At 35.3% G+C, this 24,846-nt stretch carries 24 protein-coding genes and 4 riboswitches; of the genes, 5 read left to right on the top strand and 19 right to left on the bottom strand.

Annotation, left to right across the window (positions count from 1 at the left end):
- A complete protein-coding gene (locus ACWV26_RS08310; RefSeq protein WP_455897876.1) occupies window positions 1–840 on the bottom strand; it encodes an MIP/aquaporin family protein in 840 nt (279 codons plus the stop codon).
- A 372-nt stretch (window positions 841–1,212) separates the two neighbouring features.
- Here ACWV26_RS08310 and ACWV26_RS08305 point away from each other — a divergent pair, with 372 nt between their 5' ends.
- Entirely contained in the window at window positions 1,213–1,338 is a 126-nt protein-coding gene (locus tag ACWV26_RS08305) for a hypothetical protein (RefSeq protein WP_455897875.1), read from the top strand.
- Between the two features lie 578 nt (window positions 1,339–1,916).
- Here ACWV26_RS08305 and ACWV26_RS08300 read toward each other — a convergent pair.
- Window positions 1,917–3,122, bottom strand: coding sequence for an EAL-associated domain-containing protein (locus tag ACWV26_RS08300; RefSeq protein WP_455897874.1), 1,206 nt, complete (start codon window positions 3,120–3,122; stop codon window positions 1,917–1,919).
- 279 nt (window positions 3,123–3,401) lie between these two features.
- Between ACWV26_RS08300 and ACWV26_RS08295 the strand changes: the two genes are divergently transcribed.
- Window positions 3,402–4,187, top strand: a complete 786-nt coding sequence (locus tag ACWV26_RS08295; RefSeq protein ID WP_455897873.1) for a hypothetical protein — start codon at window positions 3,402–3,404, stop codon at window positions 4,185–4,187.
- Window positions 4,188–4,248: 61 nt separating this feature from the next.
- On the opposite strand, the gene ACWV26_RS08290 is transcribed toward ACWV26_RS08295, so the two are convergent.
- The 4 genes from ACWV26_RS08290 to ACWV26_RS08275 all read right to left on the bottom strand — a co-directional run bounded on the left by ACWV26_RS08290 (window position 4,249) and on the right by ACWV26_RS08275 (window position 7,473).
- Window positions 4,249–4,971, bottom strand: coding sequence for an amino acid ABC transporter ATP-binding protein (locus ACWV26_RS08290; RefSeq protein ID WP_455897872.1), 723 nt, complete (start codon window positions 4,969–4,971; stop codon window positions 4,249–4,251).
- A complete protein-coding gene (locus ACWV26_RS08285; RefSeq protein ID WP_455897871.1) occupies window positions 4,968–5,708 on the bottom strand; it encodes an amino acid ABC transporter permease in 741 nt (246 codons plus the stop codon). The genes ACWV26_RS08290 and ACWV26_RS08285 overlap by 4 nt, the downstream gene beginning before the upstream one ends.
- Window positions 5,709–5,723: 15 nt before the next feature.
- Window positions 5,724–6,524: a basic amino acid ABC transporter substrate-binding protein gene (locus ACWV26_RS08280; RefSeq protein WP_455897870.1), complete on the bottom strand. Its 801-nt coding sequence runs from the start codon at window positions 6,522–6,524 to the stop codon at window positions 5,724–5,726.
- A 253-nt stretch (window positions 6,525–6,777) separates the two neighbouring features.
- Window positions 6,778–7,473, bottom strand: coding sequence for a hypothetical protein (locus ACWV26_RS08275; protein ID WP_455897869.1), 696 nt, complete (start codon window positions 7,471–7,473; stop codon window positions 6,778–6,780).
- A 247-nt stretch (window positions 7,474–7,720) separates the two neighbouring features.
- On the opposite strand from ACWV26_RS08275, the gene ACWV26_RS08270 reads away from it, so the two are divergent.
- A complete protein-coding gene (locus ACWV26_RS08270) occupies window positions 7,721–8,278 on the top strand; it encodes a cysteine hydrolase family protein (protein ID WP_455897868.1) in 558 nt (185 codons plus the stop codon).
- A 159-nt stretch (window positions 8,279–8,437) separates the two neighbouring features.
- Here the strand turns inward: ACWV26_RS08270 and cobT are convergent, their stop codons facing one another.
- The 4 genes from cobT to ACWV26_RS08250 all read right to left on the bottom strand — a co-directional run bounded on the left by cobT (window position 8,438) and on the right by ACWV26_RS08250 (window position 11,980).
- Window positions 8,438–9,487, bottom strand: a complete 1,050-nt coding sequence (gene cobT / locus ACWV26_RS08265) for a nicotinate-nucleotide--dimethylbenzimidazole phosphoribosyltransferase (protein ID WP_455897867.1) — start codon at window positions 9,485–9,487, stop codon at window positions 8,438–8,440.
- A gap of 79 nt (window positions 9,488–9,566) precedes the next feature.
- Window positions 9,567–9,747: riboswitch (cobalamin riboswitch) on the bottom strand.
- A gap of 52 nt (window positions 9,748–9,799) precedes the next feature.
- A complete protein-coding gene (locus ACWV26_RS08260; RefSeq protein WP_455897866.1) occupies window positions 9,800–10,873 on the bottom strand; it encodes a hypothetical protein in 1,074 nt (357 codons plus the stop codon).
- A 307-nt stretch (window positions 10,874–11,180) separates the two neighbouring features.
- Complete coding sequence (locus ACWV26_RS08255) at window positions 11,181–11,576, bottom strand: hypothetical protein (protein ID WP_455897865.1); 396 nt, start codon at window positions 11,574–11,576, stop codon at window positions 11,181–11,183.
- 125 nt (window positions 11,577–11,701) lie between these two features.
- Complete coding sequence (locus ACWV26_RS08250) at window positions 11,702–11,980, bottom strand: hypothetical protein (RefSeq protein ID WP_455897864.1); 279 nt, start codon at window positions 11,978–11,980, stop codon at window positions 11,702–11,704.
- 183 nt (window positions 11,981–12,163) lie between these two features.
- On the opposite strand from ACWV26_RS08250, the gene ACWV26_RS08245 reads away from it, so the two are divergent.
- Entirely contained in the window at window positions 12,164–12,406 is a 243-nt protein-coding gene (locus tag ACWV26_RS08245) for a hypothetical protein (RefSeq protein ID WP_455897863.1), read from the top strand.
- Between the two features lie 51 nt (window positions 12,407–12,457).
- Here ACWV26_RS08245 and ACWV26_RS08240 read toward each other — a convergent pair whose 3' ends face one another.
- Window positions 12,458–13,801, bottom strand: coding sequence for an MFS transporter (locus ACWV26_RS08240; protein WP_455897862.1), 1,344 nt, complete (start codon window positions 13,799–13,801; stop codon window positions 12,458–12,460).
- A gap of 399 nt (window positions 13,802–14,200) precedes the next feature.
- Between ACWV26_RS08240 and ACWV26_RS08235 the strand changes: the two genes are divergently transcribed.
- Entirely contained in the window at window positions 14,201–14,740 is a 540-nt protein-coding gene (locus ACWV26_RS08235; protein ID WP_455897861.1) for an ECF transporter S component, read from the top strand.
- Window positions 14,741–14,814: 74 nt separating this feature from the next.
- On the opposite strand, the gene purU is transcribed toward ACWV26_RS08235, so the two are convergent.
- From purU to ACWV26_RS08195, 8 genes are all read right to left on the bottom strand, one after another.
- A complete protein-coding gene (gene purU, locus ACWV26_RS08230; protein ID WP_455897860.1) occupies window positions 14,815–15,678 on the bottom strand; it encodes a formyltetrahydrofolate deformylase in 864 nt (287 codons plus the stop codon).
- 18 nt (window positions 15,679–15,696) lie between these two features.
- Complete coding sequence (gcvPB, locus tag ACWV26_RS08225; protein WP_455897859.1) at window positions 15,697–17,187, bottom strand: aminomethyl-transferring glycine dehydrogenase subunit GcvPB; 1,491 nt, start codon at window positions 17,185–17,187, stop codon at window positions 15,697–15,699.
- Complete coding sequence (gcvPA, locus tag ACWV26_RS08220; RefSeq protein ID WP_455897858.1) at window positions 17,180–18,532, bottom strand: aminomethyl-transferring glycine dehydrogenase subunit GcvPA; 1,353 nt, start codon at window positions 18,530–18,532, stop codon at window positions 17,180–17,182. Before gcvPA ends, gcvPB begins: the two co-directional genes overlap by 8 nt.
- A gap of 1 nt (window position 18,533) precedes the next feature.
- Window positions 18,534–18,929, bottom strand: coding sequence for a glycine cleavage system protein GcvH (gene gcvH, locus ACWV26_RS08215; protein ID WP_455897857.1), 396 nt, complete (start codon window positions 18,927–18,929; stop codon window positions 18,534–18,536).
- Window positions 18,930–18,957: 28 nt separating this feature from the next.
- Window positions 18,958–20,070, bottom strand: coding sequence for a glycine cleavage system aminomethyltransferase GcvT (gene gcvT / locus ACWV26_RS08210; protein WP_455897856.1), 1,113 nt, complete (start codon window positions 20,068–20,070; stop codon window positions 18,958–18,960).
- 54 nt (window positions 20,071–20,124) lie between these two features.
- Complete coding sequence (gene glyA, locus ACWV26_RS08205; RefSeq protein ID WP_455897855.1) at window positions 20,125–21,375, bottom strand: serine hydroxymethyltransferase; 1,251 nt, start codon at window positions 21,373–21,375, stop codon at window positions 20,125–20,127.
- A gap of 230 nt (window positions 21,376–21,605) precedes the next feature.
- A riboswitch (glycine riboswitch) is annotated at window positions 21,606–21,709 on the bottom strand.
- Window positions 21,710–21,797: 88 nt separating this feature from the next.
- Entirely contained in the window at window positions 21,798–23,189 is a 1,392-nt protein-coding gene (locus ACWV26_RS08200) for an amino acid permease (RefSeq protein WP_455897854.1), read from the bottom strand.
- Window positions 23,190–23,358: 169 nt separating this feature from the next.
- A riboswitch (glycine riboswitch) is annotated at window positions 23,359–23,436 on the bottom strand.
- A 3-nt stretch (window positions 23,437–23,439) separates the two neighbouring features.
- A riboswitch (glycine riboswitch) is annotated at window positions 23,440–23,541 on the bottom strand.
- Between the two features lie 356 nt (window positions 23,542–23,897).
- Entirely contained in the window at window positions 23,898–24,746 is an 849-nt protein-coding gene (locus tag ACWV26_RS08195; protein ID WP_455897853.1) for a pyridoxamine kinase, read from the bottom strand.
- Window positions 24,747–24,846 lie beyond the last annotated feature (100 nt).

Raw genomic sequence — 24,846 nt, 5'->3', positions numbered from 1 at the left:
TTAATAAGTTTCCGAAGAAGCGACGATTTCTTCCTGAATACCCTCTGTTTCTTGAAGAGCGGAGCCTTTAGCAGGAAGATATTTGCCGATGAGATAATCATACAGCCCTCCCCCTATCACCGCTCCAATCATTGGCGCGATAAGCGGAACCCAAAAGTATCCTTTTAGTCCATGAAAAGCGACAGGTCCCCAGCCTACTAGCGCTGTGAATAATCTAGGACCAAAATCCCGTGCCGGATTCAGCGCAAACCCAGTTAACACACCAAAGGAACCGCCGATTGCAGCGACAACGATTCCTACCGCCAAAGGAAATAATGCTTTTGTAGGAGCAAATGAATTTCGTTCGTCAATAAAGGCAAATATAGCAGCTACTAGAAAAGCAGTTATAGCAACCTCGACACATGCTGCTTGAAAATGATTTAGATAGGAAGCAGGAGAGGTAGAAAAAATACTAGCCAAAGTTTGACTTTTTGCACTCCCACGGATTACTTCGTTTGTTGTTTCATAGTGAAGGAAACCATTATAATAGAGTCCGTATACTAAGGCGGCTCCCGTAAAGGTTCCTATTGTTTGTGCTACAATATAAGGTAATACCTTAGCCCAAGAAAACCCGCGATAAACGGCAAGCGCTAATGTGACCGCTGGGTTAATATGCGCTCCCGATATGGCAGCGGTTAGATACAGAGCAAGACTCACAGCTAATCCCCAAAGCATCCCTATATCCCACATCGTATATTGAGCTCCATTTAAAACAAGAGCAGCTACACAGCCTGCACCAAAAAAAACCAGAATAAAGCTGCCAACAAACTCTGCAATTAATTCCCCTTTTAGTTCTTTCAAGAGTGACACCTTCTTTCAATTTTTTGAAAAGTCACCTCCAAATGCGATTGGCAATATCCCTCGCATCTTCCATTAGCAATTCTCTGCCTTTTAAATTAACTGCTACCTGCATAGTAGTTAGAACGATATTTTTCTAATCATTTTCACGGCTCCTTTTATTGTTTTTATTTATTATAATTTTCTGAAAATACAATGTCCCTAGACACTATTTACGTTGTCTAGCATTTTTTATACTTTTTTATGTTCATTAGCATTTTTTGTATTTTTAAAATAGAGAAAAAATTATATGGAGACACATACAGTTTTATGAAGCGGGAATAATATTTCACCAAAACCAAAAAGGATTTTATGTGAAATGGGAGGAATGAAAAAATGGAGAAATTGAATCATTTGAATGATTGCCAATTGTCCAGCCATCAAATGGATATTATTCGTTCAGCAAAAGAACAGATTAATCAAAATCAAAATAAAAAATTTATTATTGCTCAACAGAAGTAGTAAAAAAGTTGGTAGAAACTTTTTGTTTATCCCAACTTTTTAGTATCCAATAATTTAGTCGTGTTCTGTTTGAAGAGTGGTTGAAATTGAATTTGATTGACATAGAGCGATCAAAGAAACGAGATTTTAAAAAAATGTTACTTTTCATCAAGATAATAAAGGCATTCCCTTATTTTCCAAGTACAATTAAAAATATAAGCGTTACCAATAAGGAGGTCATACCATTTCTCCAAGCAGTATATACATCTTGTGTGGTCGAAGTCAGGGTGATAGATCTAAAAGTTTTATACAATGTCAGGCTCTTGATTATGGGGTAGGTGGTGTCCTGAATACTCGGCAAATTATATCCATTCCCTTTGTAAGAACTTTTTGATAACTTCATTTTATACTAAATTTAAAAAAACTATCATCGGAGATAGGTTATCTTTAAATTACTATATTTTCCATAGTGGCCTCTCAAACAGCGAATCGTTTCCTTCCCCCAATTTTAATAGAAAAGCTCTAATTTCACCTTCATTACAGTGAAATCAGAGCTTAAAAAATTTAACTCAAACCGGATAAGTATTTCATAATAATTATCAACTCACAATATAATGCTCTTCTAAATAGCTATAAGTAATATCGACAAATAGGAATTCCTGGCAGTTTAGGGCCAAGGAGTAAGTTCGGGTTAGTTCACCTGTGCGGATATCGCTATAGATGCTGGAGAGATCGCCTTTAGAGTCGTTTTTGAGTTTGATCATATTTGATAGGAAATATGGTCGCCAACTCCAGTTTTTACCGATTGCTGCTTCTTCTATATTCCATCCGCTTTTTAGTCTGACGATGTTGGGTGAAATTTGAAATCCTTCATCGTTACAGATATATAAGCGGAAAGTATAATCTTCTAATTCTTTTGCCAGTTTTAATAAGCTTTCAACATTTTGGCTTGTTGGATTTATACTTTTCACGGTTGTAGTAATACTTTTTTGGAGTTTGTTCATTTCTTCATATTTTGCTTCAAGACGCTTTTTCTCCATCGAGATAAATTGTTGGCATTCGCTTCGGATTTTCTCTTTAAATACATCTCGAGGTAAATATTCATTGGTTGGTGTAGCTAAGTATTTTCCTTTGAAAAAGCGTGCACCACTTTTCCAGGCATAATGTAGTTGGTAACTTGTTTCTATTTCATCAAACATTAAGTCTGCGCCCATTTTATTCGCTAGTGTTTGAATTGTTGTCAATAGATGGTTCTGTGGACCCCAAGAATGGTAATCTTGTTGACTCATTTTCATTTTCAAAACAGCAGGTTCTAATAGTAAAATTTGATCCAACTTACTATCTGGCCCTATGTCTGCAGTAACAGTTTTTACACCATATGTTTTAATGTAATTAATTGGGTGTCGAAGCTGAGTAAGCTCTCCATCAAACTTTTGCATCGGTATCATTAAATAAATATGTGGTAAATTACATTCATCTACGAAATTTAGTAATGTTTCAAAATAGGAATCGCCAAAATCCAACATTAACAAATTTGGATTGCAAGGTAAATAGATTCGTGTAGCTTGTAAGTCTTTTGCGGAAACTTGAAGTGCCTTTTTAATGACTAGTATCTCCACTTCCGAACGAATATCTGCTGGGACTGTTTCATCATATGTAAATTCAACAATGTTAAATTTTTCATCCTTATTCGTTATTTGACCAATCACTTCATATGCAACAATCTCATGTTCATCTGCACTAAAAATTGGCTCGTATAAAATTTCAATTTCTTCTAATCGATCTAGAAGTTCAAGAACATCCATCCACTTGTTCCCCCATTCGCTGTTGCTAGTATTATTATAGCGTAGAATTCAAAGAACTGACACAATACTAAATCAAAGAATCCTCTAGAAAAAATAAATTTTTCTTAATTCATTTCATTATTTAGCGAATTCATACTTTTATTTTTATAAAAATTGGGAAATATAAAATCACTTATTTTCGTGGAAGAAGGTGGTTATTTTTTACAAATTTAAGCTTATCATGACACTACACTATAACAATTGACTTACGAATGATATTTATAAAGGAGAAAAGTACACATGAACTATCGCTCCAAAATTTTAACTATTTCACTAGCATGCACGATTACAATGGGATTTATAAGTCACAATCCTACTCTTGCTGCAAGTGCAATTGAAAATAAAACTGCTTCAGAAAGTAATTCGAAATTAGATGCTCAAACTAAGCAAAAGGTAGATACAATTTTAAGTAAATTAGATGCAGATCTAGCTAAAATAGGTGTTCCAGTTCATAAGCATCCTGCCCGAGGCGAGTTATTCAAAAATCTCGATGAAAATACAAAAGCAAAAGCAAAAGAAATTTTGAAAAAAGCAAAAGAAGGTACCATTACAAGAGATGAGGCTCATAAACAATTAAAGGCACTTGGCATAGAATTTCCTAAACATCATAAACATGAAATATTTAAAAATTTAGACGAAAATACGAAAGTGAAAGTCAAAAAGATTATGGAGAATGTGAAGTCTGGTGCTATAACAAAAGAGGAGGCCCATAAGCAATTAAAAGCACTTGGTGTCGAATTTTCTAAGCATCCTAGACATGAAATATTTAAAAATTTAGATGCAAATACAAAAGTGAAAGTCAAAAAGATTATGGAGAATGTGAGATCTGGTGCTATAACAAAAGAGGAGGCCCATAAGCAATTAAAGGCACTTGGTATTGATTTTCCTAAGCATGAAAGAAAATCCGCACCATTAGACACAAAAACAAAAGAAAAGGCTAAATCTTTAATCAATGATGCGAAAGTTAAGGTCAAAAAGTTGGGAGCTGAGTTCCCTTCAAAAAAATATGATTGTATTATTAAATGATGAACTTCAATTAGCAAAAAGCTCTAATCCCATTATGTAGGGAATAGAGCTTTTTTAGGTATTATAATACTTTACTTAAGAATGCTTTTGTTCGTTCATTTTGTGGAGTGCCAAATATATCTTCTGGCTTTCCTTGTTCAACAATGTAGCCACCATCCATAAATATGACATGATCACCTACTTCGCGAGCAAAACCCATTTCATGTGTGACGATTACCATAGTCATACCTTCATCAGCAAGTTGTTTCATTACATCAAGTACCTCGTTTACCATTTCTGGATCGAGAGCAGATGTTGGTTCATCAAAAAGCATGATTTTTGGTTTCATTGCAAGGGCACGTGCTATCGCAACGCGTTGCTGTTGGCCACCAGAAAGTTGTTCTGGGTAATTATCTGCCTTTTGCCTAAGTCCTACTTTATCTAATAATTCGAGAGCTAATTTTTCAGCTTCTGATTTCGTGATTTTCCGAACTTTCATTGGAGCCATCGTAATATTATCAAGCACCGTCATATGAGGGAATAAATTAAATTGTTGAAATACCATCCCTACTTCTGTTCGGATTTCATTGATATTTGTTTTGGGATCATTGACTTTTACCCCTCCAATCAATATCTCTCCATCCGTAATTTCTTCCAACAAATTAATGCATCTCAAGAATGTACTTTTACCAGAACCGGATGGACCAATCACACAAACGACTTCTTTTTCTTTTACTTCATAATCTATTCCCTTTAATACCTCAAGATTTCCAAAGTTTTTGTGTAAGCTTTTGATATGAATCATGCTGCAGTCCGCCCTTCATCTTCGTTTTGCGGCAGATTGGTTTGTCTTGATTTTTTCTTTCTTGGATTGTAGTTATTACTAAATCGTTTCTCGATGTAAGCAATAATTTTAGTTACGATATAAGTTAAGATTAAATACAGAACAGCCGCTGTCAAATATGGCTCCCAGAAACGTTGGTATGCACCTACAACAACTTTACTTGCATATAAAATATCATTTGCCGCGATAATTGTAACAAGTGAAGAGTCTTTTAATAATGCGATAAATTCATTTCCGAGTGGTGGAATCATTCGACGAAACGCTTGTGGTAATACGATTTTAATCATCGCTTGACTATGTGTTAAACCAAGTGAACGAGCTGCTTCCATTTGACCTTTACCAATGGACTGAATCCCCGCACGAATAATTTCAGCATTATAAGCGGCACTATTTAGGATCAGTGCGGTTATACCCGAAACCATAAAACCGTACGATTGGCCGAATATAGATGGAATAACAGCTAAGTGAATGATTAAAATTTGAACAAGCATCGGTGTCCCACGGAAAAGGTCAACATATAATTTCGTCGGCCAAAAAATCCATTTCTTTTTGGATGTTTTACCAAGTCCCAATAAAACACCTAGTACTAGACCACCGAAATAACCACATATGGTTAACACGATTGTCACCCAGATACCACGTAAAAACATGTCTCGGTAGTTCCAGATTATATCCCAATGTAATCCCAAGAAGTTCATCTGAAATACCCCCAATTATTTAAGTTCTTGACTAGTAATCTTAGCTAATTTACCATTTGCTTTGATTTTCTTTAAACCTTCATTTAAAATATCATATACTTCTTTATTTCCTTTTTTCACCATGAACCCATAATATTCTTTTGCGAACGCTGGGTCTTTAATTGTTTTTAATTTTGCATCAGGATTGTTTTTCAAGTATTCAGTAATAACCGCATTATCTGCAATTGCTGCATCAGCTGTACCGTTGATGACTTCTTTATATGCAATTGGTTGGTCTTCGTAAGCCATAATATTAGGGCTTGCTTTACCTTGTAGTTTTTGTGCTGCAACATGACCTGTTGAATTGATTTGAACAGCAATCTTCTTATCTTTTAAATCTTGCAATGATTTAATAGATGATCCTTCTTTTACAACGATGAATAATGTTGCTTCATAATATGGATCTGTAAAGTCATAAGATTGTTTACGTTCATCTGTAATTGTAATGCCACCTGTTCCGAAATCAACTTCCCCATTTGTTGTTTGTTGGAAGATTGGTTCCCAACCCACATTGTTTAGCTTAATTTTGACACCCATTTCATCACCAATTGCATTTAAAACATCAACGTCAATCCCTGAAAGTTTTTGACTACTATCTAAATAAATAAACGGCGCAAAAGTTGCAGATGTACCACCAACTAATTCTGTAATTTTGTCCCCTGAATTACCTGAAGCACCAGATGTTTTAGCTCCATCTTTTGTCCCGCATGCTGATAAAACCATTAGAATCCCAAATAGAATTGCAAAAATCGAAAGTAACTTTTTTCTCTTTTTCATTACTAACACCTCATCTTTTTGATATTATTTGGTAAGAATTTCCCTAATTATTAGAAATATCCCTAGTTAAGTATGATTATATAAAATTATTAATATTTAAACAATATTTATTTTTCTGATAATTTATAAAATATAATATTTTTGTATAATTATTAATGATCACTTATTATTTTGTTAAATCTTCTCTGAAAAAGTTCCTTTCGTTTCTCCGCAGCTTTTTTAAACTAATTAGAATATATTAATAAAGAACAATTTATTTTTCCATCTTCTTTTGTTCTTTTTGAATAATAGTTTTTATTTTTTCATTGCCTTTAACGCCAATAAGAAATACATTAGAATTTTTAGCATAAGAAAGTCTATAAGATACGCCATTTTTCAGTTCAATCTCCAAGAATATTAACTCTTCATCCTTGTAGTCGACATTTTTTATTTTTAAATCGTCCCATGCTTCGGTAAATTCTTTTGTTGAGGAGGATGAAAAAGTATGCAATCTTCTTCCATCTTCTGTGCTTTCAATATATATTTTTTTTGCAAATTCTTTTAAGGGATATAATTCATTTGCTGTTTTTGCATTTTTATTTTGCTCCGACACATACACTTGGTTGTCTGCTAAAACTAGAAATGATGAAGGATATCCTTTTACTATATATATGGGTGTTCCTATGTCCATAAAAGTAGAATCTCCGTTTTTCATTTTATAGCTACTACAGGCATGATTCGCCAATTTATACCTGACTTCTCCTATTTTCTGCCCCTTTTCAACCTTTATTTGTTTATTTTCATCTTCTATCTCAGGTGAATGATGTTGATATATTATACCATTCATCATTAATACATCCGCATAGTCTATTGCAGCGTCAGGACATTTACTCAAATTCTCCAAAGAACTGCTACAAGAAGCGAGAAAAATACTAAGAAAAATCATCATAAGAATTCGTTTAATTTTCATCACTTTCCTCCCATTCTAGCTTGCACTACGCTTGGTTATGTTCAAACTTAATCTTTTTCCATTGTAACATGAGTTAATAGTAAAAATTCCCAAAAATTACAGGAAGGTTGAATAAGGGTTGAATAAAGAATTACAGATGCAAATTCCATTAATTTACTTTAGACGATAGAGGGTATAAATAAATTTTTGAAGAAATATAATGTGTAGCTCAAAAAATTATTGATAAATGCATAAGGAGGAAAAATAATTGCAACAAACTTTGTTGATTATTGATGCTCAACAGGATTTAATTGAGGGTAATACTGAAGAACATGGGGTTTTTGAGAAAGAGAAAATCATTCTTAACATTAACACTGTAATTGATAAAGCAAAAAACGAGAACATTCCTATTGTTTTTATACGAGATTTAGATGTTTCAAAGGGAGAAGGACTTGGGTTTCAAATACATAAGGATATTCAAGTTCCATCTGCTGCTACCATATTTGATAAAGCTGCTACAAATTCTTTTTATGAAACTCCATTACTAGAACATTTAAATAAAAATAGTGTTAAGCATCTGGTGATTATGGGATGTAAAACAGAGCATTGTATTGATACAGCTGTTCGAACGGCAACAGTCAATAATTTTGATGTTACATTAGTTGGAGATGGTCATTCGACTTCTGATTCAAAAAATTTATCTGCAAGTCAAATTATTCTTCACCATAACGAAATTCTTCATGGCCATTATAATGTTGATAATTTTTCAATCGTTAGAAATACGAATGAGGATTTGTTTACACCTATTCACAACGAATTTCGATAATCAGAGAATTGTATCTCGTTTTAATAAATCAGTAAATCCCAATTTCTAGTTAAGAAATTGGGATTTTTTATACTGCAATACCCTATACTTTATCAAACTATGTTTTCTCGCTTTACAATCAACTTTATAAACTACTTTTAATTAACAATTTGCTAAAAATTAAATCTCCATCCCTACTTCTTCAAAAGAAGCCATATTTCTCATCATACTACATGAGGCTTCGATGATTGGGAAGGCTAGGGCAGCTCCAGATCCTTCGCCTAGGCACATATCCATTTTGAGCATTGGTTCTTTGCCTAGTAGTTCACTTGCTTTTTTACCGCCTGGTTCGTCTGTGGCATGGGATGTGATTAGATAGTCTTTTACTTTTGGTTCGATAGTTGTTGCGATTAGGCTTGAGACTGTGGAGATTAGACCATCAACAATTACTGGAACGCGGTTTGCTGCAGCTGCTAGCATGACACCTGCCATTCCAGCAATTTCTAGGCCCCCTACTTTCGCTAGGACATCTATGCCGTCATGTGGATTTGGTTGGTTTATTTCAATGGCTTTTCTTATTACTTCTATTTTATGTGCTAATCCGCCTTGACCAAGTCCGGCTCCTTTACCGGTAATTCCTTCTGGGTCAATTTGAGCTAATACAGATAGAATAGCTGTACTTGGCGTGGTATTACCAATACCCATTTCTCCAGTGGCTAGCAAATTGGTACCATTTTGAATTTCTGCAGTTGCAATTTCTATGCCTACCTCTAAAGCTTTGATTGCTTCTTCTCTTGTCATGGCAGGTCCTTGGGCAATATTCCCTGCTCCTTTTTTAATTTTTCGGTTGATGACACCTGCATCATTTGTGATTTCTTCCTTAACGCCGATATCAACTGTTACGATTTTTGCATTAGAAATTTTTGCGATAGCTCCTACTCCAGTGATTCCTTTTGCAATATTAAGAGTTTGAGCAAATGTTACTTCTTGCGGATTACTTGTAACGCCTTCTACATAAACACCGTGATCCGCTGCCATAACAATGACAGCTTTTTGATCAATTTTAGGGAATATTTCTCTAGTAATCCCTGAAAGTTGAACTGCAATTTCTTCTAATTTCCCTAGACTTGTCGGTGGTTTGATGAGGCTATCCACTCTTTGTCTTGCTTTTAACATCATCTCTTTGTCTAAGTCTTCAATTTTTTCAATAGTTTCTTGTAATAAGCTCATTTTCATCTCTCCCGAATAAAAATTAAAAGCCTGCAGTTTATTTGCATCACAAATAAACCGCAGACTTTTCCATCATCTGTTCATTTCAAGTTATAAGGCAGGTCTCCTGGCTCGGGGTCATGATTTCATCGGGCCTTCCCAGAATTTAATCCAGTGGCATTTCCGACAAACGATTCCCCTACAGTGGCGGGTCCGCTGAAGATTTTACTTCATTCCCTATTCTCCCTAAAAATTCGGGCACCTTATACTTTTATTGAATTTTCAATTAATAATGATACTAGAGTAGTAGTGTGAATGCAATACTATTACATTTTAAAATTTAATTTGTTTTAATCGAGAATCTTCTATATATAAAAGTTGTCCTGTTTTAACATCTACAGAATAGAATTGTGGTCCTTTATCCCAATTAAAGCTTTTTAAAGTTTTAATTCGTTTACCATTAAAATCATAAAGAGCATAAACACTCGCCTCATTATCACCATAAGTAATAGCAATTAAGCGTTTTCTCTGAAGGTCTACGTCTAATACATTGCCTTGGACTGTTTTTGCAAGTTTTGTAATCGTTAATTTTGTAAAATCTAAGAAATAGTTGCTATTATCGCTATATGATCTGATTATCATACCATTATTGGATACTGAATAATTTCCTTCACCACAACCAGTATTACCATATAATTTTTCTTTGGAAGTAATTGATTTTAAACTTTTCCCATTCAAATCCATACGATATAACTTACCGCTTTTTACAAAATAAATTGATTTCTTATTAACCCAAAAGTCGTCTACACCTTTTTGAAGGGTTTGTTTACTTTTTCCACTTAAAGAAGACTTAACAATTGTAAAATTCCCCATCGCTTCGTTGACTATTTTTGCATAGTACATAGAATTGCCGGTTATGACAAATGCATTTTTAGCATCTGAGGAAACTTTATCTGTTACAACCTTACTAACTTTTCCATTGCTTGCACGTTTATAGATTTCAAGAATAGTAGCTCCACCGCCACCACAACTACCAGCATAGATACTATCAAATACAAATTTAGTAAAATATACATCTTTTCCAACTGCTTGTACATCACGAATTGGTTTTACATTTGCTGAATATGGATCATATTGCGAGGTATCTGCTAATTTACCATTTACTAAAAAGAAATTTACATCATTTAATTTAATCGGTGGCTTTTTTGCATCTACTAAAGTATAAACTTTTTCCTTCAATACAGCAGAAGACTTTCCATTTGGAACGGCTTTATAAATCCCAGGAGAATTTTTGGCTGTCCCTGCAACGGGATAATACATTTCTTTCGTCGCTGCAAATGTATTGGTTGGAAGTAGCGTACTCACTAATAGGACGCTCAGTAAAACGAAAAATTTCATCAATTTCAACCTTTTTCCCTCCATATTTTATTTCTACGTTCATTTTATCTAGTTGTTTAATAGAATCTTCAGTTATTTAGATTTACAAAACATGAATGTAGAAATAAGCTTAATTATCTTGCTAAAAAGCTGCCCACTCCTTTCTAACAGTATTCTTACATAATATAATAATATGACAGGAGAGTATATACTATATACCTATTTTATTCTATTTATAGGAATATAATCAGACCCTTTATAACGTTTCATTGCATAACAAATAAACTACAGACTAAAAAAAGTCCCTAGCCTAAGGTAATTTCTATGCTTGAATTGATTAAACATATGCAGAACAGATTACCCCAAGACAACCATCCGCTGCATTAAAATCGACATAATATCTGTCAATAAGCATTGAGTGTTGATTGAATTGTTCTGTTACTAATTTTTTGACTACTTGATAATCTTTCATCACTTCTTTATATCTGATAGAATTTTGCGCTTTAGTATAGTGCGGTTCTTCTTGAAATAAAATCCTATCCAAAAATATTCTACGTGATTCAATCTTTTTTGGTTGCGGTTTAACAAATTCATATACAAAAATCATAAAGTGTTTCATTTCGGATCTGGTTCTCTTTACATAATCTAGCGTGGCAATAACTTTTCTATCAATCTCTTCTTGATTTACATTTTCTCTATACCATTTTTCCACTTGAACTTCTATGTTTTGCATTGTTATTCCTCCTTATCATCCCTTTGATATTCTTACTATACATAGGGATAATAAAAAGTGTTACGCAGGTAAAAATAAAGCATGCTTCTCAATACATCTCTTCATTAAACAACTCTTTTTGAAAACTATTTGTCAGCTTTAAACACAATTGTAAAATCTGAACCTAACTCCGTTTTTACTTTTTCAGTAAGATTTAGTCCCATTTTATTATGCTTATCTTTTGGCATTTTCTTATATTGTAGTGTCCATTGGAATAATTCTTCTTGAAGTTCATCTGATAGTGGGAAGTCATCAATATCTAGATTCCAGCCACAATTATTGCACCAAATTGGATCTGCACAATAATCAGCTTCTAGTTTAAGTGAATTCGTGTATTCACATTGACAAACATCTTTTAATATCAAAATAAGTACCCCTTCTTTCATTCATTTCACATGATAACTTTAAACAGTTAACTATAAATGTCTTGTCTCTATTTTATCTATAAACTATGAATTATTATCTAATTTTGTTTTTAAATCTAAAATTCCGGGTAGACTAATATCAAAACATTTTAACAAATCCATTACGTTAGGAGTTTAAATAGTATGAGAAAAAAACAGAAACGTTTAACTTTACTATTCATTCCAATGTTATTATTAGGCTTTATATCTAGTTCAACTCTCCCTGCTTCAGCGGCTTCTTATAATTATAATCATAAATCTGCAAGTGATTATATGATGTTGATTAACCCTAAAACGAAGCAAGAGCTTGATGATATTTTAGATCAAATGGAAGAGGATTTAGTAAAGCCTAGTTCATATTATAGTAATAGCCTAAATGATCATTAAAACAGTTAAACCCCATCCACTATTGTTCGTGGATGGGGTTTTGTGCTGTTTTTAATTATAAGATACTTCTGCTTCGTTATACACTGCTTTTTCTTTTTGGCTATATTTTTCCTGTACAAATAGAATAGCGATTGCTGCTATGATACATGGAATTGCAAAAGCTAGGAAGTTTAATTGAGTAGCTAATTGAGCTGCAAGTAAAATCCCTCCAAATATTGGTCCAAGCATCCCACCGATTCTACCTATACCGAGAGACCAACCGGATCCTGTAGAACGTATTTCTGTTGGATAATATTGTGATACAAAAGCATTTGTTATGATTTGAGCTCCTGTAGTTGTTGCTCCCGCTAAGAAAATAAGAATGTATAAGGACATTGCTTGTGGATTAAAACTTAGCGCGGTAAGAGTTACGAATGCTACGCATAGGAATAGAAATACCATTCTTTTTAATCCAAAACGGTCTGCTAACCAAGCGCCTATAATCGAACCAATCAATGCCCCAGCATTTAATGTTAGCAAGAACGACATACTAGAGCCTAATTCGAAGCCTGCATGCATCATGATACTTGGAAGCCATGTACTTAAACCATACATAACCAATAAACACATGAAAATGGCAACCCAAAACATGATGGTACTAAGAGCGCGATTACTTTTAAATAAATGTTTAACAGGTACGCCTTTTGTTAACTTAGTTGGAATGACAAATTCATCTTTATTTGTATAATTGCCTTCTTTGTCAAGCTTATTTAAAACTTTCAATAATTGGTCCTTTTTATTACGTAGGATATAAAACGCTGGTGATTCTGGAAGCGTTTTATAAATAATCGGCAATAATATAATAGGTAGAATCGCTACCCAAATGACTGCTCTCCATCCAAAGTTAGGAAGGATAGTTAGTCCACCGAAAGAAGCTATTACACCACCTAATGGATGCCCACTGAACATAATGGCAACAAATATACTCTTATACTTTTTTGGTGCATATTCAGTTACTAATGAAACTAGGTTTGGCATTGCACCTCCAAGTCCAATACCTGCAATTAAACGTTGAATGCCAAATGAAGTAACATCGTGTGAAAATCCAGAAGTAAATGTGAACAAAGAAAAAATAAATGTACATATTAAAATAACTATTTTTCGTCCAATTCGATCGGCTAATGGCCCAAAAAATAATGCACCGACCATCATACCAATTAAAGCAAAGCTTCCGATTCTTCCCGTCTCAACAGAAGTGATTCCCCACTCATCCATCAATGAAGGTACAATTGTCCCAAACATAAACATATCATATCCATCACAAATCATAATGAACGCACAGCTGAAAATAATCAGAGCATGAAAACCATTAAAATGCTGCTTTTCTATCAGTTCATTTACATTGTATTTTTTCATATTTACCACCCCATATTTAATTTTAAATCACACATTTCTCCCTCATCATTCCCTATATAGTAAACATTGTTCACTATAAAGAAAATATTATCTTTTAATAGGAAAACTGTCAATATAAATTCAGAAAATTATTAATTAATAGAATATTAATAGTTCACTATTATTTTTCGATAAAAACATAGATACGACTTAGTTTCTATGGCATTTATAATTCTTAAGCATTCATTAACCGCTTAAAACTGACCACTACATTTTTTGCAAATTTGACACTTTCACTAAGACCAATCCAGTGCTAATCTTATGAGTAATTAAGATAACTGATTCAACAAGTTGGAATTCAGAGTCTTTGGAATTTGCGCGCAACTATTCCTTGAATACATCATGGGAGAAGGTTTTAATATGCAAAGTACTGTAGGTCATTCTACTACCAAATCACGAACATTTAATTTGGTTTTAAGCGGATTGAGTATTGCACTTGTTTTCGTAGCAACACTTCTTTTAAATATTAAACTGCCGATTGCAGCTAATGGTGGTTTGGTTCACTTGGGCACCGCCATGCTCTTTATCATTTCGATTCTTTTCGGTCCTAAAACTGGTGCAATTGCTGGAGCTTTTGGGATGGGATTATTCGACTTAGTATCTGGTTGGACATTGTGGGCACCGATTACTTTTGTATCTCGTGGCTTACAGGGCTTTATCGTAGGGAAAATTGCACAATCAAATGGCCGTAAAGGAAACAGTATAGGAATCAATATAATTGCTACAATTGTTTCTATGCCACCAATGATTGCTGTCTATTATGTCGGCGAAGGCATTATTTATGGAAACTGGATTCAACCAGTTGCCTCTATCCCTGGAGACATCGTTCAAAATGTTTTGGGGCTAATCGTTTCTATTCCAGTTTGTGCATTTTTGAAAAGAATTCCTGCTTTTAAATAAGCATTGGCTAAATAAAGGAAATTATAATAACCCACCTGAGTTTTAAACTCAAGGTGGGTTATTTTTATGTTTTTTTAGTTAAAGACAATTGTTTTATTTCCATGGACAAGTACTTTGTCTTCAACATGCCAGGAAACAGCTTCGGCGAGAACCTTTTTTTCTACATGACGTCCAGCTGTCTTTAAATCTTCAGCTGTATATCGATGATTAATGCGCTGTACATCTTGTTCAATAATCGGTCCTTCATCAAGATCATTTGTGACATAATGGGCAGTCGCACCAATTAATTTCACTCCGCGGTTAAACGCTCGCACATAAGGATTCGCCCCAACGAATGCTGGTAAGAATGAGTGATGAATATTAATAATTTGATTCGGATACTTAGATACAAAATTAGGAGAAAGGATTTGCATATATCTTGCTAGAACAATAAAGTCTACTTTTCCGTTTAATAGTTCTAATACTTTTTGTTCCGCTTCTTCCTTCGTATCTTTAGAAATTGGAACATGGTAATAAGGAATCCCATAACTTTCTACTACTTCTTTTAAATCAGGATGATTACTAATCACCAATGGAATATCCACTTCTATTTCTTTTGACTTCCAACGTAAGAGGAGCTCCATTAAACAATGGTCTTGTCTAGAAACAAATATCGCCATTCGCTTTCTTTTTTTACTACTGCTTAATTGCCAATCTAAATTATAATCTCGGCCTAATACATTTAAGTCCTGTTCAAGACTTTCATACGAAGTTGCGTCTTCTAAATCGAACTCAATACGCATAAAAAACACTCCTGCGTTTGGATCTGTTGTATATTGGTCAAAATGGACAATATTTGCATTGTGTGCTGCTAAAAAATTCGTAACAGTTGAAATGATTCCAGGTTTTTCTGGACAGGAAATTAATAGTTTTACACGGTCATTTAATTGTGTATGCAAGGTTCTTCACCCCTATTTTTAGGCTTTTACGGTTTCTTTCTCTTCCCCAACTTCTTTTTCTTTTGTATAACGTAAAATTGGGTTTCTTGCTGCTAGTGTTTCATCCATTCGACCAACTACCGTTGTATGAGGAGCTTCAAGAACTATACTTGGATTATCTTCTACTTCTTTTGCAATTTGAATCATTACATCTGCAAAAGCATCGATTGTTTCTTTAGATTCTGTTTCTGTTGGTTCGATCATTAAACATTCCTCAACATTTAATGGGAAGTAAATTGTTGGTGGATGGTAACCGAAATCTAACAGACGTTTTGCCATATCCAATGTTCTGACACCCAGTTTCTTTTGTTTGGAACCTGATAAGACAAATTCATGCTTACAGATTTGTGAATAAGGTGAGACGAAGTATGGCTCAAGTTTTTTACGTAAGTAGTTGGCATGAAGAACAGCCCCTTCAGAAACCTCACGTAATCCTACTGGTCCCATTGTACGAATATAAGTATAAGCACGAACTAAAATACCGAAGTTTCCATGGTATCCTTTTACTCGGCCAATTGATAATGGGTAATTTGAGTTCAAGACATATTGTTCGCCATCTTTTTCAACGCGTGGCACTGGTAAATAGGGAATCAATTTCTCTTTTACACCTACAGGACCAGCACCAGGACCTCCACCACCATGCGGGCCAGTGAAAGTTTTATGAAGATTTAAATGCACGATATCAAAGCCCATTGTTCCTGGAGTAGTTTTCCCTAAAATGGCATTGGCATTCGCACCATCATAATAGAGTAGGCCGCCAGCTTCGTGAACCACTTGCGCGATTTCGATGATTTCTTTTTCAAATAATCCAAGTGTATTTGGATTTGTTAGCATTAATGCAGCTGTATCATTATTTACATGTTTCTTTAATTCTTCTAAGTCAACTAATCCATTTTCGTTGGATGGAATGGTTACGGTTTGAAATCCAGCAACGCTTGCACTAGCAGGGTTTGTACCATGTGCAGAGTCTGGAACAAGTACCTTTGTTCTAATTTCACCTTTTTGTTCATGATAAGCTTTGACCATCATTAACCCAGTCCACTCACCTTGTGCACCTGCAGAAGGTTGTAAAGTTACTGCATCCATACCCGTGATGACCGCTAATTCTTCTTGTAAATTATAGAGAAGCTCTAATGCACCTTGTACCGTTTCAGTTGGTTGGTATGGGTGAATGCGGCTAAATCCTGCAAGGCGTGCCACATCTTCGTTAATTTTCGGATTGTATTTCATCGTACAAGAGCCAAGTGGATAAAAACCATTATCAATCCCATGGTTTTTATTTGAAAGTGCTGTATAATGGCGCACAAGTTGAAGCTCAGATACTTCTGGAAGCTCTGCTGCTTCGTCACGAATCAAATGCTTTGGAAATTTATCTTGTAAATCAATACTTTCAACATCACTTTTCGGAAGGCTGTAACCTACACGTCCTTGACTGCTTATTTCAAAGATTAATTCATTATAATCAACCATTTACAACCGCCTCCAATGCTTCTACAAATTGGTCAATCTCTTCTTTTGATCGTTGTTCTGTTACAGCAATCAGCATTTGATCGTTATAGCCATAATCTTTTCCTAAGTCATAACCGCCAATAAAGCCAGCTGCTAACAATTTTTCGTTCACTTCTTTAACTGGACGTGGAAGTTCCACAACAAATTCATTGAAGAATGGTGATTGATTTAAAACGATAAAGCCTTTCTTTTGAAGAGCTTTTGCCATGTAGTCTGCTTTTTCAATATTTAGTTGTGCCATTTCACGAATTCCTTGCTTTCCTAGTGCTGACATACAAACTGAAGAAGCAAGGGCATTTAATGCTTGGTTCGAACAAATATTAGATGTCGCTTTATCGCGACGAATATGTTGCTCACGTGCTTGCAATGTTAATACAAATCCACGTCTTCCTTGTTCATCTTGCGTTTGTCCGACAATACGTCCAGGGATTTTACGCATGAATTTTGATTTTACGGCAAAATAACCGCAGTGTGGACCACCAAAGGACATTGGAATACCAAGTGGTTGCATATCTCCGATAACAATATCTGCACCCAGTTTACCTGGTGATTGCAAAAGTGCTAATGCAAGTGGATTGGCACTGACAATGAAAAGTGCACCATTTTCTCCCGCGATTTTCTTAATTTCGGCTAAATCTTCAATAGAACCGAAGAAGTTTGGATATTGAACAATCACTGCAGCAACAGCCTTGTCTACTTGTGCTTTTAGTTGTTCTAAGTCTGTTACATCTGTTGCTAAACTTACTTCTTCTACTGCATAGCCTTGACCTTTTGCAACTGTGTTTAAAATTGCGCGAGATTCAGGATGAACGCCATTTGATACAAGTACTTTTTTTCGTCTTGTTGACGCAACTGCAAGGGAAGCAGCTTCTGCAAGAGATGTGAAACCATCGTACATAGAAGAGTTGGCCACATCCATTCCTGTTAATTCACTAACCATTGTTTGGAATTCGAAAATCGCTTGTAATTCCCCTTGGCTAATTTCTGGTTGATACGGTGTATAGGCTGTATAAAATTCAGAACGTGAAATCATATGATCCACTACACTCGGAATATAGTGATCATACGTACCCGCTCCAAGGAAAGTTGGATACTGGTTTACATTAATGTTACGCCCAGCAAGTTCATTCATTTTTTTCATGAGAACAGGTTCTGGATCTGCATCTGGAATGTTAAGCTCACCTTCTAAGCGAATGCTATGTGGAATATCTTCAAATAATTCGTCGACAGAAGACACGTTTAAAAACGAAAGCATTTCCTCTTGATCTTGTTTCGTATCAGGAAGATATCTATACGTATTGGTCATCTTATTCCTCTCCTTCGTTGATAAATGCTTGGTATTCACCTTCATTTAAAAGAGATTCTAATTCTTCTGGATTGGATAATTCCACTTCAACTAACCAACCTGCTTCATACGGCTCTTCATTAATTGACTCAGGCGTATCTTCTAAGGCCTCGTTTACACGAACGATTGTGCCTGTTACAGGAGAAAAAACATCAGAAACGGCTTTAACAGACTCGATTGATCCCATAGATTCATTTGCTGTTACTTCAGTATCAATTTCAGGGTTTTCAACAAAAACGATATCTCCTAATTGCTCTTGTGCAAATTCAGAGATTCCTATACGCACGCGATTTCCTTCTAATGGTAATACCCACTCATGGTCCTGATTAAATAGTAAATTTGCTGTTACATTCGTCATTATTTTTTCTCCCCTTCACCAATGTTTTCTATCCTTTTTTATAAAACGGTGTTTTCACAACAACCGCGTCAATCAATTTATTTCGAACTTCCACTTTTAGCTGTGTTCCCTCTTTCGCTTGTTCTGTAGAGATCAGCGCAAGACCTAAACTTTTATTTAAAGTTGGAGACTTAGTTCCAGATGTGATAAATCCAATTTCTTCTTCACTTTCTGAAAATACTTTGTAACCATGACGAGGAATGCCTCTTCCTGTTACTTCAATCCCAACTATTTTTCGTTTTAATCCTTCTTCTTTTTGTTTTAATAGGCTTTCTTTTCCAATAAAATCGCATTCTTTAGCTGTTTTGACAGCAAATCCGATCCCTGCTTCAAGTGGGCTAATTTCGTTTGAAAGCTCTTGCCCATAAAGTGCAAGACGTGCTTCTAAACGAAGTGTGTCACGTGCACCTAATCCACATGGTTTTAAACCATCTGCACTACCATTTTCAAGAAGCTTTTCCCAAAGAGCTTCTGCTTGTTGGGCTGCTAAATATAGTTCAAAGCCATCTTCACCTGTGTATCCTGTACGAGATACTAGAACATCTGTAATCTCTTCAATTTTGACATGTTGAGCAAATTGGAAGCTGCCGATTTGGCTTAAGTCTGTATCCGTTAATTTTTGTAAAATAGCTTCTGCCTTTGGACCTTGAATCGCAAGTTGAGCCACATCATTTGAAATATTTTGAAGTGTCACTTCGCCTTTTACATTTTGCTTCATCCAGTCATAATCTTTTTCAATGTTTGCTGCATTTACTACAAGCAAATATTTTTCATCTGCTAATTTGTAAACAAGTAAGTCGTCCACTGTAGTACCATCTGGGTAGCACATAGCTGTGTATTGTGCCTTATTGATGGCAATCTTCGTTACATCATTCGTAACGAGATAGTTGATATAGCTTTCTGCATCTTTTCCATCAATAAGTATTTCTCCCATATGGGATACATCAAATAGTCCGGCAACATTTCGAACTGCTTCATGCTCTTCTATAATGCTTGAAAACTGTACTGGAAGTTCCCAGCCGCCAAAGTCAATGACCTTTGCTCCAGATTTTTTATATGATTCAAATAGTGGCGTTCGTTTTAAAGTTGTTTCAATACTCATTTTGGCACCTCCGATTAAATTTCCTGCGCAATAATTGTTATTTCAGTTATCCTCTTATACGTTCACTGGTTGTTGAACCAATGGGAATGCTTCGCAAATGGCTTTTGTTGTCTCTTTTGCTTTTTTAAGAACGTCTTCGTCTCCGTTACTCTTTAGGACTGAAGCAATAACTTCACCTATTTTCACCATTTCCTCTTGCTTCATGCCACGTGTAGTTAAAGCAGCTGTTCCCATACGAATACCGCTTGTGACAAATGGGCTCTCCGGATCAAATGGAATTGTGTTTTTATTGACTGTGATTCCTGCTTCTTCTAATAACTTTTCAGCAACTTTCCCAGTTAAGTTCCATGGGCGTAAATCTAAAAGGACTATATGATTATCAGTGCCACCAGAAACAAGTGATGCCCCTTCTTTTTTCAATGTTTCGCTTAAAGTTTGAGCATTTTCAATGATTTGCTGTGCATAAGTTTTGAAGCTTGGTTGTAATGCTTCATTGAAAGCAACCGCTTTAGCAGCAATGATGTGCATTAATGGTCCACCTTGAATACCTGGGAATACGGCTTTATTGATTTTTTTGATTAACTCATCATCATTTGTTAAGATGATTCCGCCGCGTGGTCCTCTCAATGTTTTATGTGTTGTACTTGTAACGACATCTGCATATGGAATTGGTGATGGATGAAGTCCTGCTGCAACAAGACCAGCAATATGTGCCATATCCACCATGAATTTTGCTCCTACTAGATCAGCAATTTCTTTAAAGCGAGCAAAATCTATGACTCTTGGGTAGGCACTTGCACCAGCAATAATCAATTTTGGTTTCTCTTTTTTCGCGATTTCTTCTAGTTCATCGTAATCTATCAATTGCGTATCTTCTTTTACGCCATAGGATACAATGTCAAACCATTTACCTGAAATGCTAACAGGGCTACCATGAGTTAAGTGACCGCCATGAGAAAGATTCATCCCCATCACTTTGTCGCCTGGTTCAAGTAATGCATAAAATACGGCAAGGTTTGCTTGTGCACCTGAATGTGGTTGAACATTAGCATATTTTGCACCAAACAATTTCGTTAGGCGCTCAATTGCTGTTTGTTCTGCTACATCAACAAATTCACATCCGCCATAGTAACGTTTACCTGGATAGCCTTCTGCGTATTTGTTTGTCATGACACTTCCCATCGCTTCTAGCACATCTTCGCTTACAAAGTTTTCTGATGCGATCAACTCCAGTGTTTGATGTTGTCGATTACTTTCCTGTTCAATTGCTGCAAAGATGGCTGAATCATTTTGTCGTAAACTCATGTAAATTCCTCCTTCAAATTTGGTTTTGGTAGTACCAAACAATAGCACTTCACCTTACTACGAATCTACTTTTCTATGTATAGACAAACCTTTTTTGGACGCAAAAAAGGACAGAAAAGGGAAGCCGTAGCTTGATCCCTTCTCTGTCCTTTTACCTGAGAGTTTAACTCCTTTGTTTATGGAGTCTTCCCCGTTGGTGGCGTAATACTATGTCGCGCTCTCCAGAGGTGCGTCCGGTTGTAGTTCCTTCTACCTGAGAGATTTGTTCCAAGGGTTTTTTTAGAACTTGCTCCTTCGGTGGCGTTTGCTTAATGCACTCTCCTACAACCATCATCCGCAATATTGTTTTGTATATTCAGAATAATTTCAATATTGCGTGATGTCAATATTTATTTTTTATTTTCATATATTTTCTTCTTTAATCAAATTTCTTCTACAAATGATTCCTCAGTTGTTTGATCCACCATTTCTGCATTTGGCTTTCTTAGCTTATAAACGGCAATCAACATGATAAACCAAACAGGCGTTACGAATAAGGCAACACGAGTGTCTTGCGCAAATGCAAGTACCACAAGTACAAATGCAAGAAAAGCAAGGATTACATAATTTGCAACTGGATATAGTGGCATTTTAAATTTGTTTGCTTTTGCTAGTTCTGGTCTTGTTTTGCGATATTTCATGTGACAAATCACTGTGATTCCCCAAATAAAGATAAAACATACTGTAGAAACACTAGTAATTAGCGTGAATACCCCTTCTGGAATTAAATAATTCAAAATAACTGATATTAAAATAATCGTACTTGAGAAGAACAATGCATTAGAAGGCACTTTACGTGCATCCAGTTTGGCAAATTTTGCAGGTGCATTTTTTTCTCTTGCTAATGAAAAGACCATTCGGCTTGTACTGAAAATACCGCTATTACATGCAGAAGCTGCGGATGTTAGTACAACGAAATTGATAATACCTGCAGCTGCAGCGATACCAACTGACGCAAAGACTTGTACAAATGGGCTCTTCGCAGGATCAAGTGCGCTCCACGGATAAACACTCATAATAACAATAAGTGCACCAATGTAGAAAATGATCACTCGAATAGGAATGTTATTGATGGCTTTTGGAATTACTTTTTCAGGATCTTCTGTTTCACCAGCTGTAAGACCTACAAGTTCAATACCAACAAACGCGAAAACGACCATTTGGAATGATAGTATAAAGCCATTCATACCATTTGGGAACCATCCATCATGACTCCATAGATTCGTGAAACTAGCTGCACCCGAATCTGTATTGAAGCCTTTTATAATCATGACAACCCCAACGACAATAAGAGCAATAATCGCGATAACTTTAACTAATGCGAACCAGAACTCCATTTCACCGAAAAGCTTAACAGTAGCAAGATTCATACATAACAAGATGACAAGTGCGATTAAACCTGGCATCCACTGCGGTACATTAGGGAACCAATACTGCGTATAAATGCCAACTGCTGTTAAATCAGCCATCGCAATGGAAACCCAGCAAAACCAATAGGTCCATCCAGTAATAAATGCTGCCATATCCCCTAAATAATCATCTACAAAATCAACAAACGAATGATAGTTTAAGTTAGATAATAGTAATTCTCCTAGTGCACGCATGATTAAGAAACAAATAATACCTGTAATCATGTAAGCAAATAAGATAGATGGTCCTGCTAAATGAATTGACTTACCAGCACCAAGAAATAACCCTGTTCCAATAGCACCACCAATAGCAATAAGTTGTACGTGTCTGTTTTTTAGACCTCTTTGTAATTGTTGTTGTTCCATACGATCATCCTCTCAACTTTAATAAATTTGAATCTAGGAAACTAGTGATCATTGTAGATTACTAGCCCCTTCCAAAAAACTAAGAGTTTCACGACAATTGTTAAACAATGAAAACAAATTCCCCCTTCTTCTCAACAAAAAAAAGAACAGAAGAAGGCCTAATCACCTTCTCTGTCCTTTTACCTGAAAGTTTATCCCACAAGCTTCGTGGGTCCCCTTTGGTGGCAATAACTTGCACTCTCCAGAGTTGCGTCCTATATTGGTTCATTTACCTGAGAGATTTACTCCAATGGTTTTTTTGGAATTTGCTCCTTCGGTGGTGTTTCTCTTCACTCTCTCCCAATATAATCATCCGCATATTTTGTTTTTGTGTTATAATACAGGAATACGTTAGATATTTTACAAAATTCATATAATTCAAAACGTATTCTTTCAGTAACCCACTTTTTTGATTTCAATAGTGGTTACCACCCTTCATCAAACTATTAATAAAGGGCTTTCATTTATTATATTTCAAAGTTCACAAAAAAGAAATATATTTTTTCTAAAAATTTCGAATATTACAAATAAAGGAATGTAATTAGGATTATTTTCACTCATTTATCCCAAATCCTCATGTGGTTTATATAAAGCTAGCTACCTTAAAAATTCAAAACACCACAAGGCGGGATAACAATTACCCATCCTTGTGGTGTTTTTACTATCATTTTATAATAACATCCCTAAATATTTTTCGAAGTTCACGCCTTCTACTTTTGGAATTTCTTCCATAGAAGAATCTTGAATAGCCTTGTTAAGAAATTTTTCAGCAAGTTGGACCGATTCTTCCAAATCCTCTCCGCGCATCATGCCACCCATAATGACGGAGGCAAATAAGTCTCCTGTACCAGAATAGCTTTGCCCGTTGTACGGCATTGCATTATAAAACGTTCTATTTCCATCCAAATACATATTTCCAATATAACGCTCATTTGAATTTTCATTTGGTGGATTGACGCCCGTAATAATCACTTGTGCACCTGTTTCTTGCTGCAATGTGTTTCCTGCTTCCTCAATGGTTTGTAGGAAGTCTTTTTCGTTTGTATAACTATGTAACTTCTCATAAGATAACCCGGTTAATAAACAACATTCCGTTACATTCGGTGTGATCACATTTGCACATTTCACCAGTTCCCTCATGCGCATAAGCAATTCCTCTGTAAAAAGCTTATAAGCCTCGCCCATATCTCCCATTACGGGATCTACTAGCAACCGTGTTTTATCTGATTTAAATGTCTCTAAAAAGCGGAAAATATTATTAATTTGCTCCCGACCCGTTACAAAACCAGTATAGATGCCATCAAAACTTACATTCATCTTGGTCCATTCATCTTCAAAATAGTGCATTTTATCTGTAAAATCTTCGCAAAAAAAGCTCGAATAACCGGTCTGCGCAGACAAAATAGCAGTTGGCAAAGGACACGCTTGTACCCCCATTACCGAAAGAACCGGAATAGCAGCTGTCAATGAGCATTTTCCAAAAGATGATAAATCCTGTATTACTGCAACTTTTTTCATAGTGGCCTCCATTTTAAATATCTTGAAAATTAAAGTAGAAAATCTTTATTAACAGTATAGCATCCTTTATTCGTTGAGAATGTATAAACATAAATGCTTC

Source organism: Rummeliibacillus sp. JY-2-4R (assembly GCF_053847205.1).
Note: the sequence above shows the minus strand (reverse complement) of the source record. Positions and strands in the feature narration are given on the sequence as shown.

Bases quoted from the DNA above. Each gene is read 5' to 3' on its own strand.
- ACWV26_RS08305 (WP_455897875.1), top strand. From the start codon at position 1,213: ATGGAGAAATTGAATCATTTGAATGATTGCCAATTGTCCAGCCATCAA.
- ACWV26_RS08300 (WP_455897874.1), bottom strand. From the start codon at position 3,122: ATGGATGTTCTTGAACTTCTAGATCGATTAGAAGAAATTGAAATTTTA.
- ACWV26_RS08295 (WP_455897873.1), top strand. From the start codon at position 3,402: ATGAACTATCGCTCCAAAATTTTAACTATTTCACTAGCATGCACGATT.
- ACWV26_RS08290 (WP_455897872.1), bottom strand. From the start codon at position 4,971: ATGATTCATATCAAAAGCTTACACAAAAACTTTGGAAATCTTGAGGTA.
- ACWV26_RS08285 (WP_455897871.1), bottom strand. From the start codon at position 5,708: ATGAACTTCTTGGGATTACATTGGGATATAATCTGGAACTACCGAGAC.
- ACWV26_RS08280 (WP_455897870.1), bottom strand. From the start codon at position 6,524: ATGAAAAAGAGAAAAAAGTTACTTTCGATTTTTGCAATTCTATTTGGG.
- ACWV26_RS08275 (WP_455897869.1), bottom strand. From the start codon at position 7,473: ATGAAAATTAAACGAATTCTTATGATGATTTTTCTTAGTATTTTTCTC.
- cobT (WP_455897867.1), bottom strand. From the start codon at position 9,487: ATGAGCTTATTACAAGAAACTATTGAAAAAATTGAAGACTTAGACAAA.
- ACWV26_RS08255 (WP_455897865.1), bottom strand. From the start codon at position 11,576: ATGCAAAACATAGAAGTTCAAGTGGAAAAATGGTATAGAGAAAATGTA.
- ACWV26_RS08245 (WP_455897863.1), top strand. From the start codon at position 12,164: ATGAGAAAAAAACAGAAACGTTTAACTTTACTATTCATTCCAATGTTA.
- ACWV26_RS08240 (WP_455897862.1), bottom strand. From the start codon at position 13,801: ATGAAAAAATACAATGTAAATGAACTGATAGAAAAGCAGCATTTTAAT.
- ACWV26_RS08235 (WP_455897861.1), top strand. From the start codon at position 14,201: ATGCAAAGTACTGTAGGTCATTCTACTACCAAATCACGAACATTTAAT.
- gcvPB (WP_455897859.1), bottom strand. From the start codon at position 17,187: ATGGTTGATTATAATGAATTAATCTTTGAAATAAGCAGTCAAGGACGT.
- gcvPA (WP_455897858.1), bottom strand. From the start codon at position 18,532: ATGACCAATACGTATAGATATCTTCCTGATACGAAACAAGATCAAGAG.
- gcvH (WP_455897857.1), bottom strand. From the start codon at position 18,929: ATGACGAATGTAACAGCAAATTTACTATTTAATCAGGACCATGAGTGG.
- gcvT (WP_455897856.1), bottom strand. From the start codon at position 20,070: ATGAGTATTGAAACAACTTTAAAACGAACGCCACTATTTGAATCATAT.
- glyA (WP_455897855.1), bottom strand. From the start codon at position 21,375: ATGAGTTTACGACAAAATGATTCAGCCATCTTTGCAGCAATTGAACAG.
- ACWV26_RS08200 (WP_455897854.1), bottom strand. From the start codon at position 23,189: ATGGAACAACAACAATTACAAAGAGGTCTAAAAAACAGACACGTACAA.
- ACWV26_RS08195 (WP_455897853.1), bottom strand. From the start codon at position 24,746: ATGAAAAAAGTTGCAGTAATACAGGATTTATCATCTTTTGGAAAATGC.